The organism is Nocardia sp. NPDC006982 (assembly GCF_042869435.1).
Lineage (GTDB): Bacteria > Actinomycetota > Actinomycetes > Mycobacteriales > Mycobacteriaceae > Nocardia.
Genome location: NZ_JBIAFV010000001.1, coordinates 1,033,712 through 1,050,929, shown reverse-complemented (window position 1 = coordinate 1,050,929; position 17,218 = coordinate 1,033,712). Strand labels below are relative to the sequence as shown.

Annotated in this window: 18 protein-coding genes; 6 read left to right on the top strand and 12 right to left on the bottom strand. The window is 65.7% G+C overall.

From position 1 onward, the window contains the following. Positions 1–33: 33 nt before the first annotated feature. Positions 34–1,644, top strand: coding sequence for an MFS transporter (locus tag ACFYOW_RS04615; RefSeq protein ID WP_387284500.1), 1,611 nt, complete (start codon positions 34–36; stop codon positions 1,642–1,644). 58 nt (positions 1,645–1,702) lie between these two features. After that, positions 1,703–1,936 carry a preprotein translocase subunit SecG gene (gene secG, locus ACFYOW_RS04610; RefSeq protein ID WP_063043223.1) on the top strand — a complete coding sequence of 78 codons (234 nt, stop codon included), beginning with the start codon at positions 1,703–1,705 and terminating at the stop codon, positions 1,934–1,936. Here secG and ACFYOW_RS04605 read toward each other — a convergent pair. Beyond that, positions 1,923–3,053: a YbfB/YjiJ family MFS transporter gene (locus tag ACFYOW_RS04605; protein ID WP_387284498.1), complete on the bottom strand. Its 1,131-nt coding sequence runs from the start codon at positions 3,051–3,053 to the stop codon at positions 1,923–1,925. The genes secG and ACFYOW_RS04605 overlap by 14 nt on opposite strands. A gap of 70 nt (positions 3,054–3,123) precedes the next feature. Between ACFYOW_RS04605 and ACFYOW_RS04600 the strand changes: the two genes are divergently transcribed. Beyond that, positions 3,124–3,957: a LysR family transcriptional regulator gene (locus tag ACFYOW_RS04600; RefSeq protein WP_387284496.1), complete on the top strand. Its 834-nt coding sequence runs from the start codon at positions 3,124–3,126 to the stop codon at positions 3,955–3,957. 3 nt (positions 3,958–3,960) lie between these two features. On the opposite strand, the gene ACFYOW_RS04595 is transcribed toward ACFYOW_RS04600, so the two are convergent. After that, positions 3,961–4,809 (bottom strand): SDR family NAD(P)-dependent oxidoreductase, encoded by an 849-nt coding sequence (locus ACFYOW_RS04595; RefSeq protein WP_387284495.1) that lies wholly within the window; start codon positions 4,807–4,809, stop codon positions 3,961–3,963. A 54-nt stretch (positions 4,810–4,863) separates the two neighbouring features. Between ACFYOW_RS04595 and ACFYOW_RS04590 the strand changes: the two genes are divergently transcribed. After that, a complete protein-coding gene (locus ACFYOW_RS04590; RefSeq protein WP_387284493.1) occupies positions 4,864–5,850 on the top strand; it encodes an alpha/beta fold hydrolase in 987 nt (328 codons plus the stop codon). 5 nt (positions 5,851–5,855) lie between these two features. Here ACFYOW_RS04590 and ACFYOW_RS04585 read toward each other — a convergent pair whose 3' ends face one another. The 4 genes from ACFYOW_RS04585 to ACFYOW_RS04570 form a co-directional block, all read right to left on the bottom strand. Continuing rightward, on the bottom strand, positions 5,856–6,335 hold the full coding sequence (locus ACFYOW_RS04585) for a hypothetical protein (RefSeq protein WP_387284492.1): 480 nt from the start codon (positions 6,333–6,335) through the stop codon (positions 5,856–5,858). A 123-nt stretch (positions 6,336–6,458) separates the two neighbouring features. After that, entirely contained in the window at positions 6,459–6,857 is a 399-nt protein-coding gene (locus ACFYOW_RS04580) for a DUF397 domain-containing protein (RefSeq protein ID WP_387284490.1), read from the bottom strand. 62 nt (positions 6,858–6,919) lie between these two features. Beyond that, on the bottom strand, positions 6,920–7,741 hold the full coding sequence (locus tag ACFYOW_RS04575; RefSeq protein ID WP_387284488.1) for an SAM-dependent methyltransferase: 822 nt from the start codon (positions 7,739–7,741) through the stop codon (positions 6,920–6,922). A gap of 18 nt (positions 7,742–7,759) precedes the next feature. Next, the gene (locus ACFYOW_RS04570; RefSeq protein WP_387284486.1) at positions 7,760–8,656 is read right to left on the bottom strand and encodes a Scr1 family TA system antitoxin-like transcriptional regulator; all 897 of its coding nucleotides are present in this window, start codon (positions 8,654–8,656) and stop codon (positions 7,760–7,762) included. Positions 8,657–8,849: 193 nt separating this feature from the next. On the opposite strand from ACFYOW_RS04570, the gene ACFYOW_RS04565 reads away from it, so the two are divergent. After that, positions 8,850–9,278, top strand: coding sequence for a hypothetical protein (locus ACFYOW_RS04565; protein ID WP_387284484.1), 429 nt, complete (start codon positions 8,850–8,852; stop codon positions 9,276–9,278). 67 nt (positions 9,279–9,345) lie between these two features. On the opposite strand, the gene ACFYOW_RS04560 is transcribed toward ACFYOW_RS04565, so the two are convergent. Together ACFYOW_RS04560 and ACFYOW_RS04555 are read right to left on the bottom strand one after the other, a co-directional pair. After that, a complete protein-coding gene (locus ACFYOW_RS04560; protein WP_387284482.1) occupies positions 9,346–11,520 on the bottom strand; it encodes a thiamine pyrophosphate-dependent enzyme in 2,175 nt (724 codons plus the stop codon). Between the two features lie 155 nt (positions 11,521–11,675). Continuing rightward, positions 11,676–12,029 carry a MerR family transcriptional regulator gene (locus tag ACFYOW_RS04555; protein ID WP_387284480.1) on the bottom strand — a complete coding sequence of 118 codons (354 nt, stop codon included), beginning with the start codon at positions 12,027–12,029 and terminating at the stop codon, positions 11,676–11,678. A gap of 65 nt (positions 12,030–12,094) precedes the next feature. On the opposite strand from ACFYOW_RS04555, the gene ACFYOW_RS04550 reads away from it, so the two are divergent. Continuing rightward, positions 12,095–12,868 (top strand): amidohydrolase family protein, encoded by a 774-nt coding sequence (locus tag ACFYOW_RS04550; RefSeq protein ID WP_387284478.1) that lies wholly within the window; start codon positions 12,095–12,097, stop codon positions 12,866–12,868. On the opposite strand, the gene pgl is transcribed toward ACFYOW_RS04550, so the two are convergent. The 4 genes from pgl to tal are packed head-to-tail and all read right to left on the bottom strand — an operon-like array spanning position 12,865 to position 17,218. Next, positions 12,865–13,626 (bottom strand): 6-phosphogluconolactonase, encoded by a 762-nt coding sequence (pgl, locus tag ACFYOW_RS04545; RefSeq protein WP_387284476.1) that lies wholly within the window; start codon positions 13,624–13,626, stop codon positions 12,865–12,867. The genes ACFYOW_RS04550 and pgl overlap by 4 nt on opposite strands. Beyond that, on the bottom strand, positions 13,619–14,527 hold the full coding sequence (opcA, locus tag ACFYOW_RS04540) for a glucose-6-phosphate dehydrogenase assembly protein OpcA (RefSeq protein WP_387284474.1): 909 nt from the start codon (positions 14,525–14,527) through the stop codon (positions 13,619–13,621). The genes pgl and opcA overlap by 8 nt, the downstream gene beginning before the upstream one ends. Further along, positions 14,524–16,083: a glucose-6-phosphate dehydrogenase gene (zwf, locus tag ACFYOW_RS04535; RefSeq protein WP_387284472.1), complete on the bottom strand. Its 1,560-nt coding sequence runs from the start codon at positions 16,081–16,083 to the stop codon at positions 14,524–14,526. Before zwf ends, opcA begins: the two co-directional genes overlap by 4 nt. A gap of 4 nt (positions 16,084–16,087) precedes the next feature. Continuing rightward, positions 16,088–17,218 carry a transaldolase gene (gene tal, locus ACFYOW_RS04530; RefSeq protein ID WP_387284470.1) on the bottom strand — a complete coding sequence of 377 codons (1,131 nt, stop codon included), beginning with the start codon at positions 17,216–17,218 and terminating at the stop codon, positions 16,088–16,090.

The following is a 17,218-nucleotide window of genomic DNA, read 5'->3' as shown; positions in this document are numbered from 1 at the left end:
AATGGCGAACGGCACGTAATTCGACCCGTAGCTATGCTCGGGCCAGTGACCACTGCCGATGCGACGACACCTTTATCCACTTGGGCGCCGTTACGGTCGCGAATCTATCGGGCACTCTGGATCGCGCAGCTGGTCTCGAATCTGGGTACCTGGATGCAAACCGTTGGGGCGCAGTGGATTCTGGTCGATGCGCCCAATGCCGCGACGTTGGTGGCCTTCGTGCAGACGGCGACGACATTGCCGGTGATGCTGTTGTCGATTCCGTCGGGGGTGTTGGCGGATCTGTTGGATCGGCGCAGGTTGCTGGTCGGGGCGCAGTCGGCGATGGCGGTGTTGGCGGCGGTGCTCGCGGTGTCGACGGCGACCGGGCACACCACTCCGGGCGTGCTGTTGACGTTGCTGTTCCTGCTCGGGTGCGGGCAGGCGTTGACGGCGCCGTCTTGGCAGGCGATTCAGCCGGAACTGGTTGCGCGCGAACAGATCCCGTCCGCCGCGGCGCTGGGCAGCATGAATATCAATATCGGGCGCGCGGTCGGACCCGCCATCGCGGGCGTACTGGTCTCGGTGTCCGGGCCGACGCTGGTGTTCGCGCTGAACGCGGTGTCGTTCGTCGGCATCGTGACGGTGTTGCTCAGCTGGCGAAGACCGGCGAAGGAACAGAAGCTGCCCAGTGAACGTCCGCTGGCGGCGCTGCAGGCGGGCACCCGGTTCATTCGCGCCGCGCCCGCGATCCGGCGGGTGCTGTTGCGCTCGATTCTGTTCATCGCGCCGGCGAGCGCGGTGTGGGCGCTGCTTCCGGTCATCGCCCGCGACGAACTCGGCTTGTCCTCATCGGGCTACGGTCTGCTGCTCGGCGCGCTCGGGCTCGGCGCGGTGACGGGTGCGGTCGGGTTGGGTCGGGTCCGTGCCCTGTTGACACCCACGCAGCGCTTGACCGCGGCCGCGATACTGTTCGGCATCGCCTCGGCGGGTGCGGCGGTGCTGCACAGCGTGCCGGTGGTGCTGGTGCTGCTGGTCGGGGCCGGATTCGCCTGGCTGCTCGCGATGTCGACGATGAACTCGACCATGCAATTGCTGCTGCCCGCATGGGTGCGGGCGCGCGGGTTGTCGGTGTACATGCTGGTGTTCATGGGCGGCCAGGCACTCGGTTCGCTGGTGTGGGGTCTGGTCGCCGGCGCGGTGGGTCCGGTGGCCGCACTGCTGGCGGCGGCGGTGCTGTTGGCAGGTTCCGCGCTGAGTTCGGTCTGGCTGCCGATCCGCCACAACGCGGAGGAGGTGGATCTGAGCCCGAGCGTCTTCTGGCCGGAACCGCAGCTCGTGGTCGAACCGGATCCCGAGGACGGGCCGGTGCTGGTGTTGCGCACCTACGATGTCCCGCCGGAGAAGCTCGACGAATTCCTGGCCGCGATGGTGTTCGTCGGAAGGTCCATGCAGCGCACCGGCGCGATGGAATGGCGGCTGTATCGCGACGTCGGGATTATCGATCGCTACGTCGAGGCCTTCGTGGTGCGCTCCTGGTCGGAGCATATGCACCAGCATCAGGTGCGGCTGACCGCTCAGGACCAACTGCGCGAACGCGCCGTCGCGGAGTTCATGATCGGCCAGGACGCCGCCACGCACCTGGTTGCGGTAGACACACCGTAGGTCGCGTCGAGCCGGGGTGATTATGCGGGTACCGACCCGCACCCATAGACTGTGCGGCATGCGGATGTTCCTGGATATCCTCCTGATCGTCACCAGCGTGCTGCTGGTGCTGCTGGTGCTGCTGCACCGCGCCAAGGGTGGAGGTCTGTCCAGCTTGTTTGGCGGCGGCGTGCAGTCCAGCCTGTCGGGTTCGACCGTCGTCGAGAAGAACCTCGACCGCATCACCATCTTCACCGGCTTGATCTGGCTCATTGCCATCCTCGGCATCGGCCTGGAGATCAAGTTCGCCTGAGTTGCCTGGCGACGATGACGGCTGCCGCTGTCGCCGCCGCCAGCACGAGGGTCGCGATTACAAAGGCCATCGCATAGCCGTCGCCGATTACCGGTGCGACAACCAGGGGACCCAGCATCTGCCCCGCGCCATAAACCGCGGTAAGTGTGGCCGCGGCTCGGTGATCGGTCAGTTCGATGCCGATCTGGATCGCGAGCATGCAGATGCCCATGAACGTCGCGCCGAACAGTGCCGCCGCGATAATCGCCGACCACATTGTCGTCGACCAGGCGAGCAGGGCCGACGAGGCGCACTGCGCGAGCAGCGCGAGGACCAGGGCGGTCGTCGGCGTCCAGCGATGTGCGGCAATGCTCCAGAGCACCGCCGGTGCGGCAGCCGCGCCGACGATCACCCACATCGCCGAGCCCACGGTCGCGTTGTGCACACCGACGGCGGCGACCAAGAAGGTGCCGATCACGATATAGCCGACGCCTTCGAGCGAGTAAGAAACCAGCAGTGCGCGCCAAGCCGTGCTTTTCCGTTTCGCGTGGGCCACCTCGGCGCTCCGCCCGTCGTGAATATCGACTCGGAGGGCGGGCAGCAGTAGTAAGGCGGTCAGTCCAGCGGCACCGAGCCACAGGCCCTGCCAGGACAAGACCGGCTGCGCGGCCAGCGCGAGCAATCCGGTGAGTGCGATACCGAAACCGACCCCGCCGAAGGCGATGCCCGCAGCATGCGCGCGGCCGCCGAGTCGAGCGATCGCGCCCGCGCAGCCGACGAAGATCACCGCGCTGGCCAACCCGGCGACCAATCGCAGTAGCGCGGGGATCACGGTCGGGCCGGGCAATACGACCAATGCTTCGCTGACCACCAGGACCACGGTCGAAATGCGAAAGATAGTGCGGCCGTTCACCTCCGGACGACGCGCGAGCAGCACCGCGCCCACCAGATAGCCCGCATAGTTGGCGGCGGCGATGAGCGCGCCACCTTGGGCGTCGATGCGGTGCGCGTCCACCATCGCGGGCAGCAACGGTGTGTAGGCGAAGCGCCCGACACCGACGGCGCCTGCGAGGCCCGCACCTGCGGCGATTGCCGGTGCCATGGTGCGGCGCGGGGTGTCGAGAGCTGATGCGGTCACAAGATCCGACGGTATGGTCCGCTGACAAGCCTGTGAAATGCTTTCTGTGCACGATGTATACCCTCGACGCATGGATATCGAGCTGCGGCACCTGCGGGCGTACGTCGCGCTCTGCGACGAAGCGAACTACACCCGCGCCGCCGCCCGGCTCCACCTCAGCCAGCCCGCGCTGACCCGAACCATCCAGCAGTTGGAGCGCCTGGTCGAATGCCGGTTGGTCGAGCGCACGTCCCGGCGCTTCGAGCTGACCGACGAGGGAGCCGAGCTGCTCGAACACGGCAGACGCATCATCGGCGATATCGAGACCGTCCAGGCCGATCTGCGCATGCGCGCCACGATCGAGGTCGGATTCTCGTGGCTGGTGCCCGATGCATGGTTCGCCGCGATCCGCACCCGCTACGAGGCGCTGGGCGGCCGGATTTCGCTACGCCGTGTGGAGGATCCGATGGCGGCACTCGACGACCGCTCGATCGATATCGCCATCCACCGCAACGATATCTGGTTGCCGCACCATCTCGAATCCCGCGAAATAGGCTCGGAGCAGCGGGTGCTGGCGGTTTCGGTGCATTCGCCGCTGGCAACCGCGGTCGAGTTGCGCTGGGCCGATCTCGCACACTTTCCGCTGGTGGCCAATACCGTTTCCGGCACCACCAATGCCGAATCATGGGATGCTCCCGATCCGAACCGCACCGTCATCACCTGCACGAATTTCGACGAATGGATCGAACTCGTCGCGGCGGAACGCGGTATCGGTATCGTGCCGGTGCTGGCGCGCACTCGTGCGCCGCATCCAGGTGTGGTCTATGTCGACATCGTGGACGCGCCGCGCTCGCATATCTATCTGACCTGGCGGGTCAAGCCGACGCCGTTGCGATCGGTGCAGCGCTTCCTGAGCCTGGTCTGAGTCTCAATCGTTGCGCGGGATGCGGCCGTCGACGTCGGTGAAACCGTACTCTTCGGCGAGATCCGCTATGCGCCAAGCCGATCCGGAGCGTTGGCTGCGGTCCGGATCGGCGGCCAGTGCGACGACGGCGCGGCCCGGAAAGCGGGGGGATTCGGCGTTGTCGAGGTCGTAGGTGCCCTCACCGGGCAGCGTGACGACGCGGCGGCCGTCCTTATCGCGTGGAACCATTTGCAGCAGTTCGGTGTCGACGATTCCGGGCCACAGCGAGACCACCGTGACGCCCGACTCGGCGAGATCGTCGGCCATATCCGAGGTGAGCCGGTCCAGCGCGGCCTTGGCGACGCCGTATACCGCGTTGTGCATATAGCGTTCGGCGCCGGGGGAGGAGATATTGGCGATCAGGCCCGCCGATTCGATCAGCAGGGGAGCCGCGAAAACGCTTGCGACGTAATGTGATCGGAGGCCGACGTCGAATGTCTCATCCCACGCCTGCGGCGGCACCTCCCAGAACGGTTTGCCCAGCCAACGCGCGGCGGCGGGGGCGTTGTAGACGTTGTTCACCAGCACATCGAGTCGTCCGTGCTCGTTGCGGATCCGCTCGAACAGTCGCTCGACCGCATCGTCGTCGCGGTGATCGCAGACGACCGGAACCCCGACGCCGCCGTGCAGGTCGATCTCGGCCGCGGTCGCGTGCACGGTCCCCGGCAGCCGTCCTGGTACGGCCGAGCGCCCGGTGACGAAGACGGTGGCGCCCGCAGCGCCCAACTCCAGCGCGATGCCCTTGCCGATGCCGCGGCTCGCGCCGGTCACCACTGCGACCCGGCCGCCTAGAACCTGAGGTATTCCGTTCACGATCCCGGGACATTACCGTGAAACAAGAACACGTTCTAGCAATTGGAGGCCGTAGTGGAATTGATCCATCGGTTCGTTACGAGCAACGGCATTCGCATGCATGTCGCCGAGCAGGGCGAGGGGCATCCGGTGATCTTCTGCCACGGCTTTCCGCATACCTGGTTCATGTGGCATCGCCAGCTCGCGGCCGTCGCCGCCGCGGGTTACCGAGCCGTTGCGCCGGATTTGCGCGGATACGGGCGCACGGATGTGCCTACCGATATCGAGGACTACACCAACCGCGCTGTCATCGGCGATCTGCTCGGCCTGCTGGACGAGATGGGTGCCGAGCAGGCGGTCTTCGTCGGTCTGGACTTCGGGGCCGCGCTGGTGTGGGAGCTGGCGTTGCGCGCGCCGGAGCGGGTCAGCGGTGTCATCGTGCTCAATAATCCGTTCGCCCCGCGGCCGCCGCGCGCGCCATCACAGCTCTGGGCCAAGGCCGCGCAGCGCCACTTCCTGCATCTGGACTATTTTCAGAAGCCTGGCGTGGCCGATGCCGAACTGGGCGGTCGCACAAGGGAATTCCTGGCTCGCGTCTACTACTCGCTCAGCGCCGACTACCACTATCTCGACACCTGGCGCTTCCCGGCCGAGGGCACCGGCTACCTCGACGTTCTCCCCGAAGCCCCGCTGCTGCCGTGGCGCTGGCTCTCCATCGCCGAATTCGACACCCTGGCACAGGATTTCGAGCACACTGGCTTCACCGGCGGTCTCAACTGGTACCGGGTGCTCGATCGGAACTGGGAACTCACCGCCGAATTCGCCGACGCCGAGATCTCCGTTCCGACGTATTTCCTCTACGGCGACCGAGACCCGGATATGGAGGGCTTCAGCGGGCGCGACCCGCTCGCAACTCTGCGAGCGAACGTTCCCGATTTGCGCGCCGTCACCAAGATCGCGGACGCGGGTCACCTCGTGCAGTTGGAACGCACCGACGAGGTCAACGCTCTGATCGCGAGCCACCTGCGCGACCTGGTCCCGAATCCGGCCCTCACGCAATAGCCGGGTCAGCGGTATTCGTTGGTCAACTCGGGGTAGTCGGCCCAGCTCGGGAGTGGACGTCGGTCCAGGTAGGCGGTGAGCCGATCCAGCAGGTACTGCCAGCGCGGGCCGACCGAGCAGGCGTCGGCGGGGCAGATGTGGCGGCGGATGAGTTCGAGATTGGTGACGACCCCCACCTGGGTCATATGCATTTCGAGGATGCCGCCATCGATATGGATCACCAGATCATGTGGTGCGCGGCAGTCTTCGACACGGATTGCGATGGGGCCGGGGACCGGACCGTCGAACGGTTCGATGGTCAGGTTGCCATTGCCACCTGTGACCTTGCCGAACCAGCGATCCAGTTGCCTGCGTTCGGCGCAAGCGGACCATACGTCGAGTACGGGCATGCGGAACGACCGCAGAAAGTGCAGTAGCACCCCGCCTTCCTCGATCGCCCGATCGTGTTCGGGTCGTACCTCGCCGAGCATGGACATCGTGGTCATAGCCGTGCCCTTTCGCCGCTGGTCACCGTGTGTCCACTGTATTTCCCCGGCGGCGCCGCCGAATCGGATTCACCGCAAGTCGGCTCCTGCGTGTCGGATCGGTCGGCGCCACCGGGATAGATCTCAGGCCGCGATGAATCGCGCGCAATCGAATTCGTTGTTCAACACACCCTGTCGGAAGGCATCGAACTCATCCTGATCGAAGAGTAGTTCCACGCCATCGATCGGCTGGGGAATGGCGGCGCGGAAAACGTATCCGCCGTCGCGGCGCGATATCGCCAGATACCGATCCTCGACGCGACCCGCCCGCATCCCGGCCTGGAAAACGTCGAACTGCTCATCGGTGAAGACGAGAATTTCCTGGTCGCGCAACGACATTCCGGGCGTGTAGCGTTCGTCGGCGAGCTTGTCGTCCCAGACCGCAGTCCACCCGTTCTTGCGTGCGATGCGCACGCAATTCTGGTTGGGCGAGCTGAAGGTCGCCTTGCGGAATTCGGCGACGGTGAAGGTGGGCTGCGTCATTGCATGTCCTTTCAACGGGTAGAGCAGGAGTCGCGCGGGTTGGCAGACCCGTTGCTCGTCCTTCAAGGCTTATAGCCAACGGCGGCGAAATTACACGGCCGCGCCGTATCTGCCCGGTCGACCGGTTGGTCCGGGCGCCAGTCCGGTGCGTAGGCGATGCCGGGTTCGACCAGGTCCAGGCCGTCATAGAGGGCGGTGAACTGGGCGCGGGTGCGCAAGGACACCGGGTCGGAGGTCTCGTCATACAGTGCGGCGGCCGCGGCCATCTGCTGCCTGATCTCCGGACCGGCGTCGTCCAGGGACACGTGGGTCATCGCGGCATAGCTGCCCGAGGGGAGCCGGTCGCGTAATCGAGCCATCAACTCGTGCGGCTGGTCGGCGTCGGGCACGAACGGCCAGACGCTGACGATCAAGAGGCCCAGCGGCTGCCCGAAGTCGATCAGGCGCCGGGTATCCGGATGGTCCAGAATCAGGTCGGGATAACGCAGGTCGGCCTCGATGACGGCGGTGTTGTCGAGGGCATCGCCGTGCAACAGGAGGTCGTGGGCGCGATTGACCGCTTCCAGATCGTTGTCGACATAGACCACGCGCGAATCCGGCGCGCATTCTCGCGCGACCTCGTGCGTATTGCCGACGGTGGGGAGTCCGGAACCGATATCGAGGAATTGCCGGATGCCCTGCTCCACCATGAATCGTGTTGCGCGGCGCAGGAATCCACGGTTGTGATGCGCCCACACATCGAGGAACGGAAGTATTTCGAAGAGTCGCTCACCGAAGATCTTGTCGACCTCGAAGACGGCTTCACCGGACAGGTAGTAGTGGTACATGCGGGCGGCGGATGGTCGGCTCGCATCAATTTCACGAGGCTCGAAGTCGGCGGACATCCGGGTGCTCCTGATTCGTCAAGTACTGGTGAATGTCTTGCGGCGCAACGATCGTGCGACGTGCTCCATGAACTTCCGGGAGTCCGCGGCGCCGAGAGCGGCGGCACTGAGCCGGGACCATACGGTTTCGCGGGCCGCTACCGCGGGTTTGTCATCGATGTAGCGGATGTCGCCCTGGCTCTCCACGATCGCCATCTCGAGGTCGCCCGCGGCACCCGGTGACGGCACACGAACCAGGGTGTACCGGTCCTCCATCCCCGCTCCGCGGGTGGTGACGGTGAATGGGAGTACCTGGATCAGGATGTTCGGCCGTCTGGACAGACTCGACAGATGTTCGAGTTGTTCGAGCATCACCTCGCGCCCGCCGTATTCGCGGCGCAGACAGGATTCGGACAGGATCGCGCGGAACTCCGGCGGATCCGCCTCGGTCAGGACCTGTTGCCGGGCCAGCCGCGCCTGCACCGACTCCTCGACGGTGACCCGGTCGGCCACGACCGGGGTGACCGGTTCGTGTAGTGCGCGAATGTAGGACTCGCACTGGACGAGTCCCGGCATGATCTCCGCCTCGGCGGTGCGCAACAGACTGGCATGCGCCTCGAGATCGACGAGCAGTCGCAGGTCCTCGACGTAGGCGCGGCGATGGCCGGTGGTCCAGAAGCCGCGCTTGTGGTTGTCGCGGCGCAGTTCCTTGAGCGTCTCGACGTAACCGGGATCGGTGAAACCCAGTGTGGTCGTGAGGAGTTCGAGATCGCCGACGCTGATGGCGCCGACTCCGTTGATCAGCTGGTTGATTCGGCTCTGGGTCGACTCGATGATTTTGCCGGCCTCGGTCTGGCTGACACCCGCGGTGCGCACCATATGGTCGATCTCGCGTCCCAGCAACAATTTTCGCGCGGTCCGTAATCGAGTTCCCATGGCTCCCCAGCGTATCGGTCTGACGCTACTCATCCGATTCACTTCCTGGAGCGTGATAATCACGCTAGCATTACCACACCAAAGATATCACGGCACGCCGAGGCAGTGGGTGTCATCGAGGACCGTCCCCTGCGTCGCGGTTTGAGGGGGCGTCGGATGACGACAGCCACGAACGATCGTCGGATGGTGCGAAATGTCCAGTAGCGCAGAGACAACCGCGCAGCGCTGTCGGCACTATCAACGCGACCTGGGGCTGCCCGCGGTGATAATGCCCGACACCGAGACGCGGATCATCGTGCAGACCGGACCCGTCAGTGCGGTGATGATGCCCTCGAGGCTGGCAACGGAAGTCGTCGCGGAGCAGCAGGGGCCGCTGGGGCCGGTGATTGAGCATCCGGCGTCGCGACGGTGGACCTTTCTGACCGGACCGTCCGGACCGTGTCCGGAGAGTCTGACCCCTGCGCTGCTGCGCTGGAATATCGGGGTCGCGTCGAAATACATTGTGCTGCCGTCTCCCACTGATGAGCGGCGCGGATTTCGGCGCTGGATCCACGAGCCGCACAACAGGTTTCGGCCGTCGATGCGAGAAATCCTGGAAGCGGTGCTGCGGTTGCGGCGATAACGGTTCCAGCGGGGGCGCGGTACTCGCCGACACGAGGGGTCGGCGAGTGACGCGCGGTCCGCAACGGTTAACGGGTAAGGAGTTTCGTGGCTGCGGATTCGATTCGGGATTCGTCGAGGAGGACGGTAATGGCGGCCGGGCCCAAAGGGATGAAGGAGTCTTCGCTGGTTACGCGGATTACGGGGCCGTTGAAACCGGCGTCGATCAGGGCGGCGCAGAGGGATTCGGAGACGCCGCCCGTGTGGCGGGTTTCGTCGGCGATGAGGACTCGGCCGGTGGCGCGGGCGTGGTGAAGTAGGTCGTCGAGGGGGAGGGGGGAGAGCCAGCGGAGGTCGAGAACGCGGGCTCGGATGCCGCGAGATGAGAGCCGTTGGGCCACACGCAGGCTCATGGGGACACCATTAGCGAAGGTGACGATGGTGAGGTCGCTGCCGTCGCCGTAGCTGCGGGCGCGGCCGATGGCGATATGGTCGGTGTCGGAAGGTGTTGCAAGCCAGGCATTATCGCCGGGTTTGTGCAGGTCGCGGGTGTGGTAGAGGGCGATGGGTTCGAGGTAGAGACACACGCGGCCGTCGACGCGAGCGGCGGAGACGCAGGTGCGCAGCATGGCGGCGGCATCGTCGGCGCGAGCGGGGGAGGCGATGATCAAGCCCGGAATATCGCGCAGTGCCGCAATGGAATTATCGTTGTGGAAGTGGCCGCCGAACCCCTTCTGATAGCCATAACCGGCTATGCGGACGACCATCGGATTTCGGTATTGCCCCTGGGAGAAGAACGACAGTGTGGCGGCTTCTCCGCGCAACTGGTCCGCGGCATTGTGCACGTAGGCGAGATACTGGATCTCCGGAATCGGCACGAATCCGGCGAGCCCGGCGCCCAGAGCGGTGCCCAGCACGCTCTGTTCGTCGAGCAATGTATCGAAGACGCGGCGCACCCCGAACTGCTTCTGCAGCCCCTTGGTGACGCCGTACACGCCGCCCTTGCGGCCGACATCCTCGCCGAATACCAGGACGTCGTTGTCTCGGGCGAGCAGGGCGGCGAGCGTCTGATTGATCGCCTGCGCCAATGTCACCGAATCACCTTGTGTAGCTGAGTGTCCTCGACGCAAAACATCGGCCTGCACCAGGTCCGGATGCGGCGGGGCCAGCGGTGCCGTCACCGCAGCGGCAGAAGTCAATTTCGGTTCACGACAGACCAATTCGGCCATGGCGGCGACTCGGCCACCGATTTCGTCGTAGCGTGCGATGACTTCGGCCGGGGTGGCGACACCGGAAGTGACCAGGAGGCGGCCGGTTGCGACCACCGGGTCGCGGCGCAGGTCGGCGGCGATATCGGTGGGGCTGCGGTAGGCGGATTCGACATCGGATCCGGCGTGTCCCATGAGCCGTACGGTGCTCAGGTGGAGAAAGGCGGGCTTGCGGTGTTCGCGCACCCAGTCGACCACCTGGGTCGCGGTTGTTGCGACGTCGAGAAGATCGCAGCCGTCCGCGTCGAAATACTGCAGCCCGAGGCGGATGCCGTAGGACTGTTCGATCCAGCCGGGCGGGGTCGGGACGCTGATGCCGATGCCGTTGTCCTCGCATACGAACAGCAGCGGTAGTGGAACCCCTTGGCGCGCAGTGTGAATCGCGGCATTGATGGCACCGGCGGCAGTGGAGTGATTGGCCGACGCATCGCCGAAGCTACAGAGCACCACCGAATCCGACGGCCATTCGCAGGCGACGCCGAGCCGAGCCGCACGCTCGATCGCGAAGGCGAGTCCGACGGCGCGCGGCAGATGTGATGCGATGGTGGAGGTCTGCGGGATCACCGCGGCTGGTTTGCTGCCGAAAACCTTGTGACGGCCGCCGGATATCGGTTCGGTGGCAGCCGCGACCACGCCGAGCAGCACATCGCGGATCGGATCGAGACCGGGCACCTGCCTGGCCCGGTGCACGAAGAATGCCCCGGAGCGATAGTGCAGCAGCGCCGGATCGGTGGAGCGCAGAGCCGCCGCAACCGCCGCATTGCCCTCGTGCCCGGACGACCCGATGCTGTAATAGCCACGCTTGGCGCTGCCCAACCGGCGCGCCGCCAGATCGAGATGCCTACTGGTCGCCTGTGATTCGAACAGGTCCAGGCACTGGGCTCCGGTGAGTCCTACCTCCTCGAGCGGCTGTTCGACAGGACGGCTGGGCCGCGGCTCCAACGCCGATAGCTCGGCACGGAACCGCTCCTCGAGATCGACTCGCTGTTCGGTCACGCTGTGATCATCTCCGACAAACGCTGCTCCGGGGACGTGATTTCGGCGCTATTTCCGAAAGTATTCTGATCACCTCGGTAGTTGCGAGAAAATTCTCCGAGTACCTCGGTGTCGAATCGCGGATTTATCGGCCGCAGTCAGAAGGGTGCACAGCATCAGCCGGACTGCTCGGTCTCCTCGATCGTCCGCCGCAGCAGATCGCGCGCGGTATCCAGCTCAGCGGCCCGACGATCCAACTCCGCCAGCCGATCCCGCAACGCGGGCAACACGCCAGGACAGGCCCGCAACGCACCGTCATCGACAGCGCACGGCAGCAACTGCCCGATCACCCGGGTCGAGAGTCCCGCCGCGAGCAATGCGCGAATCTGCCCGACTCGCTGCTCGGCATCCGCGTCGTACTCGCGATACCCATTGTGGCGGCGTTCGGCCGACAGCAGCCCGACCCGCTCGTAGTACCGCAGCAGCCGCTCGCTGGTGCGGGTACGGCCGGCCAGCTCACCGATCAGCATGATTTGACCTTCCCATGGTGTCAGGGATCAACACTCGAGCCCGCAACTCGATTCCATAAGGAGAGATGTTGATCATCGACGCACACAGCCACGTCCACGAACCGCTCGCCGACCACATCGCACTACTCGATGAGGCAGGCGTGGACAAGACCATCCTGTTCATGACCCGACCACATCCCGAACGAGCCGGAAACCTGACCGAACTACGCGAAGAGATGGACCTGCTGACGCAGGCGCTCGCCGGCGGCGGCGCCCTCGGCCGCGAAACGGCCCGGCGCGAACTCGATGCCGCAATCGCCGCCTACCCGGAGCGCTTCATCGGATTCGCCTCGGTGCCGCTCGACACGCCCGATGCCGACGCGATCGTCGAACGCGACGTAGTCGGGCGCGGACTGCGCGGCATCGGTGAGTTGACCCCGCCGCCGGACCGAGCGGCCCTGATCGAGCCGGTACTCCGCGCCGCCACCGACCACGATGGACTCCCTGTCGTCGTCCACGGCGCCGCACCCACGACCGCCGCCGACCTACGCACCCTGACCGACCTCGCGCGACGCTACCCCCGCGTGCCGCTCGTGGTCTCCCAACTCGGCGGCGCGCACTGGATGGACGCGATCGAACTGGTCCGCGACACCCCGAACATGTACCTGGAACTGTCCACTGCCAGTATCGTTTTCGCGGTCCGCCTGGCCATAGCCGAAATTCCCGAGCGTACCCTCTTCGGCTCGGACGCCCCCTATGGCGACCCGGTCATCGCACGCATCACCGTCGAACGCGCCACCCGCTCACCACACGTGCGTGAACTGGTCCTCGGCGCAACCGCGCAGCAGCTGCTGAGTTAGGTCGCGGCATCCGGCAATGCCGCGGCGGCATCCCGATCCAACAGCCACGTAGTGGATTCCGACCCAAGTGCACCCGCCGAGGGAATCTCCACCGGATCCGCACCGGCAACCGCCGCGGCAACGGCTTCGGCCTTGGCGGCACCACCGACAACCAGCACAACATGGCGACTGCGCCGCACCGCGGGCAGCGTCAGCGTGACCCGCACCGGCGGCGGCTTCGGCGAATCCGGTACCGCGACAACAAGTTCGTGCTGTTCGCGCACTGCATCGGTATGCGGGAACAGCGAATTCACATGCCCCTCGCCACCCATACCGAGCAGATGCAGATCGAAGGCCCCGTGCTCGGCCAGGTGCGCGTGCACTGCCGCCGCATACTCGGCGGCGGCTTCGACCGGATCCGGATACTCACCATCGGAGGTGGCAACCGGATGCACCCGCGACGGATCAACCGGCACATGATCCAGCAGCGCCTGTTGCGCCTGCAGATCATTGCGCTCCGAATCGCCCGCGGGCACGAATCGTTCGTCACCCCAGAACACATCGAGCCGCGACCAGTCGATATCGCCCGGTGCCTTACGGACCAGTTCCAACAGTCCGATCCCGGTCCCACCGCCGGTCAACACCACCGATGCGGAGCCACGTTCGGCCTGCGCCGCCACCACGACCGCGACGAATCGCGCGGCCGCGGCGGCGATCAAGGCATCGGCGTCGTCGTGTACTTCGACGGTGCTCGCGGGAACGTTCGCGCGCTCACTCATATGTCACCTTTTCGATTCCGGCGAGCGCCTCGGCATAGATCTCGTCGGCATCCAGCCGTCGCAGTTCCTCGGCGAGGCAGTCGCGAGTTTCTCGGCGCGCCAAGGCGATTCGCTGATCCGGATCACCGGTGCGGGTGAGCGTCGCGGTGCGCCCGGTCTGCGGCCGCTCGATCGCGATCGACACCGTCGGGCGATGCACCTCCACCCGCAACGCACCCGAGCGGCGACGCACCGGACAGTTGAGCCGGGCGGCCAACCAGCCCGCGAGCATATCCAGCGCGGGTTCTTCGCGCAGTCCGGAGATGATCACCGAATCCACCGGCTCGAACGGCGGTTCGTCCATGGCGGCCGCCAACAGCGCCCGCCAGTAGGTGATGCGACTCCACGCCAGATCGGTATCGCCGGAGGCGTAGGAGCCGAGCCGCTTCTTGATCGTCGCCTGCGGATCGGCGGCGAAGGTGGCGTCGGTGATGCGGCGAGTCGCCAAGCGCCCCACCGAATCCTTGGACGGGAACTCCGGGGCACCACGCGGCCACCACGCCACCACCGGGGTGTCCGGCAGCAGGAACGGGATGACGACGCTGCTCTCGTGGTTGATCAGATCCCCCTGCAGCCGCAGCACTATCACTTCGGCTGCTCCGGCATCACCGCCGACGCGAATCTGGGCATCCAACCGGGTCTCGGCCTCGCGATCCCCGCGCGCCAAAACGACCACACGGCAGGGATGTTCGCGGCTGGCGTCATTGGCGGCGTCGATGGCGTCCTCGGCCTCGGAACTGTCCAACGTGCACACGACCAGGGTCAGCACCCGGCCCATGGTGATCACACCATTGCTCTCCCGAAGGCGCACCAGGCGTTTGGTGACCTCGGCGGTGGTGGTCTGCGGCATATCGACGATCATGGCCGCCGCCATTCGCGCCCGGTGCGGGCCAGCATCTCATCGGCCGAGGCCGGACCCCAGGTCCCCGCCTCGTACTGTTCGGGTTTACCGTCGGCGGCCCAGTGGTCGAGCACCGGATCCAGGATGCGCCAGGACAATTCGACCTCCGCGTTCACCGGGAACAGGGACGGCACCCCGAGCAACACATCGAGGATCAGGCGTTCATAGGCCTCGGGGGAGGATTCGGTGAATGCCTCGCCGTAACTGAAATCCATATTGACGTCGCGCACTTCCATGCTCGACCCCGGCACCTTAGAACCGAATCGGGTGGTGATGCCCTCATCGGGCTGCACCCGGATGACCACTGCGTTCTGCCCGAGATCCTCGGTCATGGTCTGGTCGAACGGCAGATGCGGGGCCCGCTTGAACACCACCGCGATCTCGGTCACCCTGCGGCCCAGGCGTTTTCCGGTGCGCAGGTAGAACGGCACACCCGCCCAGCGCCGGGTGTCGATCTCGAGGGTGATCGCCGCGTAGGTCTCGGTGCGCGATTGCGGGTCGAAACCCTCCTCGTCGAGCAGTCCGACCACATGCTCGCCGCCCTGCCAGCCCTCCGCGTACTGTCCGCGCGCGGTGGTTTCATCGAGGGGCTCGACGAGTTTGGTCGCCGAGAGCACCTTGATCTTCTCCGCCTGCAGTTGCTTGGGCTCGAAGCTGATCGGCTCCTCCATCGCGGTCAGCGCGAGCAACTGCAGCAGGTGATTCTGAATGACATCGCGGGCCGCGCCGATACCGTCGTAATAGCCTGCGCGCCCGCCCAATCCGATGTCCTCGGCCATGGTGATCTGCACATGGTCGACGTAATTGGCATTCCAGATCGGTTCGTAGAGCTGGTTGGCGAAGCGCAGCGCCAGGATGTTCTGCACCGTCTCTTTGCCGAGATAGTGATCGATGCGGAATACCGTCTCCTCCGGGAACACCCGGTTGACCAGCGCGTTGAGTTCGACCGCGCTGTCCAGATCGTGGCCGAACGGCTTCTCGATCACCACCCGGCGCCAGGGTTTGCGGCCCTCGCCCTCGGTTTTCGTCGGCTGGGCCAGTTTGTGCTCGGAGAGCTGATCGAGCACCACCGGGAACATATTCGGCGGAATCGACAGGTAGAAGGCGTGATTGCCGCCGGTGCCGCGGTCCTTGTCCAGCTTCGCCAATACGTCGGCGAGTTTGGCGAAGGCGGAATCATCGTCGAAGGAGCCCTGCACGAAGCGGATGCCCTCGGCCAGGTGGTCCCAGACCTCCTGCCGAAAGGGTGTGCGGGCATGGGCTCTTACCGCCTCGAGCACGACATTCGCGAAGTCCTCGTCCGCATAGTCCCGGCGGGCGAAGCCGACCAGCGCGAAGCCCGGGGGCAGCAGCCCCCGGTTCGACAGGTCGTAGATGGCCGGCATCAGTTTCTTCCGGGACAGATCGCCGGTGACGCCGAAGATCACCATGCTGCACGGCCCCGCGATGCGGGGGACCCGCTTGTCCCGCTCGTCGCGGAGCGGGTTCTTCCAGATATTCGTCTGAGTGCCGGCCATCAGGTCAGTGGTCCCCGGACTTGGCCAGTTCGCCTGCCGTGGCGGAAAGCAGCTCCTCCCACGACTTCTCGAACTTCTCCACACCCTCGCGCTCGAGCACGTCGAACACGTCGTCGAGGTCGATGCCGACCGCGGTGAGCTTGTCGAAGACCTCCTGCGCGGCCGCGGCGGTACCGCTGATGGTGTCGCCACGGATCTCGCCGTGATCGGCCACGGCTTCGAGGGTCTTCTCCGGCAGCGTGTTCACCGTATTCGGCGCGACCAGTTCGGTGACATACAGCGTGTCCGAGTACTCCGGATTCTTCACACCCGTCGAAGCCCACAGCGGCCGTTGCCGATTCGCACCGGAGGCGGCCAGATGCGCGTAGGTCGAGGTGTGCGCTCCACCGTCGAACACATCCTGGTATTCGGCGTAGGCCAGGCGCGCGTTGGCGACACCCGCCTGTCCGCGCAGTGCCAGCGCCTCCGGCGTACCGATCGTCTCGAGTCGCTTATCGATCTCGGTGTCCACGCGGGAGACGAAGAACGAAGCGACCGAATGGATCTTGGCCAGGTCGTGGCTGGTGGCCTTGGCTCCGCGCAGACCGTCGAGGTAGGCGCCCATCACCTGGCGGTAGCGCTTGACCGAGAAGATCAGGGTCACGTTGACGCTGATGCCCTCCGCGATCACCCGGGTGATCGCGGGCAGGCCCGCCTCGGTGGCCGGAATCTTGATGAACAGGTTGGGCCGATCCACCGTCTTCCACAGGTCGATGGCCTGGGCCACCGTCTGCTCGGCGTCGAAGGCCAGGCGCGGGTCGACCTCGATGGAGACCCGGCCGTCGACACCGTTGCTGGCCTCGTAGACCCCAGCCAGCACGTCGCAGGCCGCACGCACGTCGTCGGTGGTGATGGTCCGGATCGCGGAATCCACATCCGCGCCCTGGGCGGCAAGCTCTCTCACCTGACCGTCGTAGGCGTGGCCCTGGCTCAGGGCGCCCTGGAAGATCGTCGGATTGGTGGTGACGCCGACGACGCTGCGGGTCTCGATGAGCTCGGCCAGGTTCCCGGACTGGATCCGGTCCCGTGACAGATCATCGAGCCACACCGAGACGCCCGCGGCAGAGAGGGCGGCGAGGTTTTCGTTCTGTGCCAT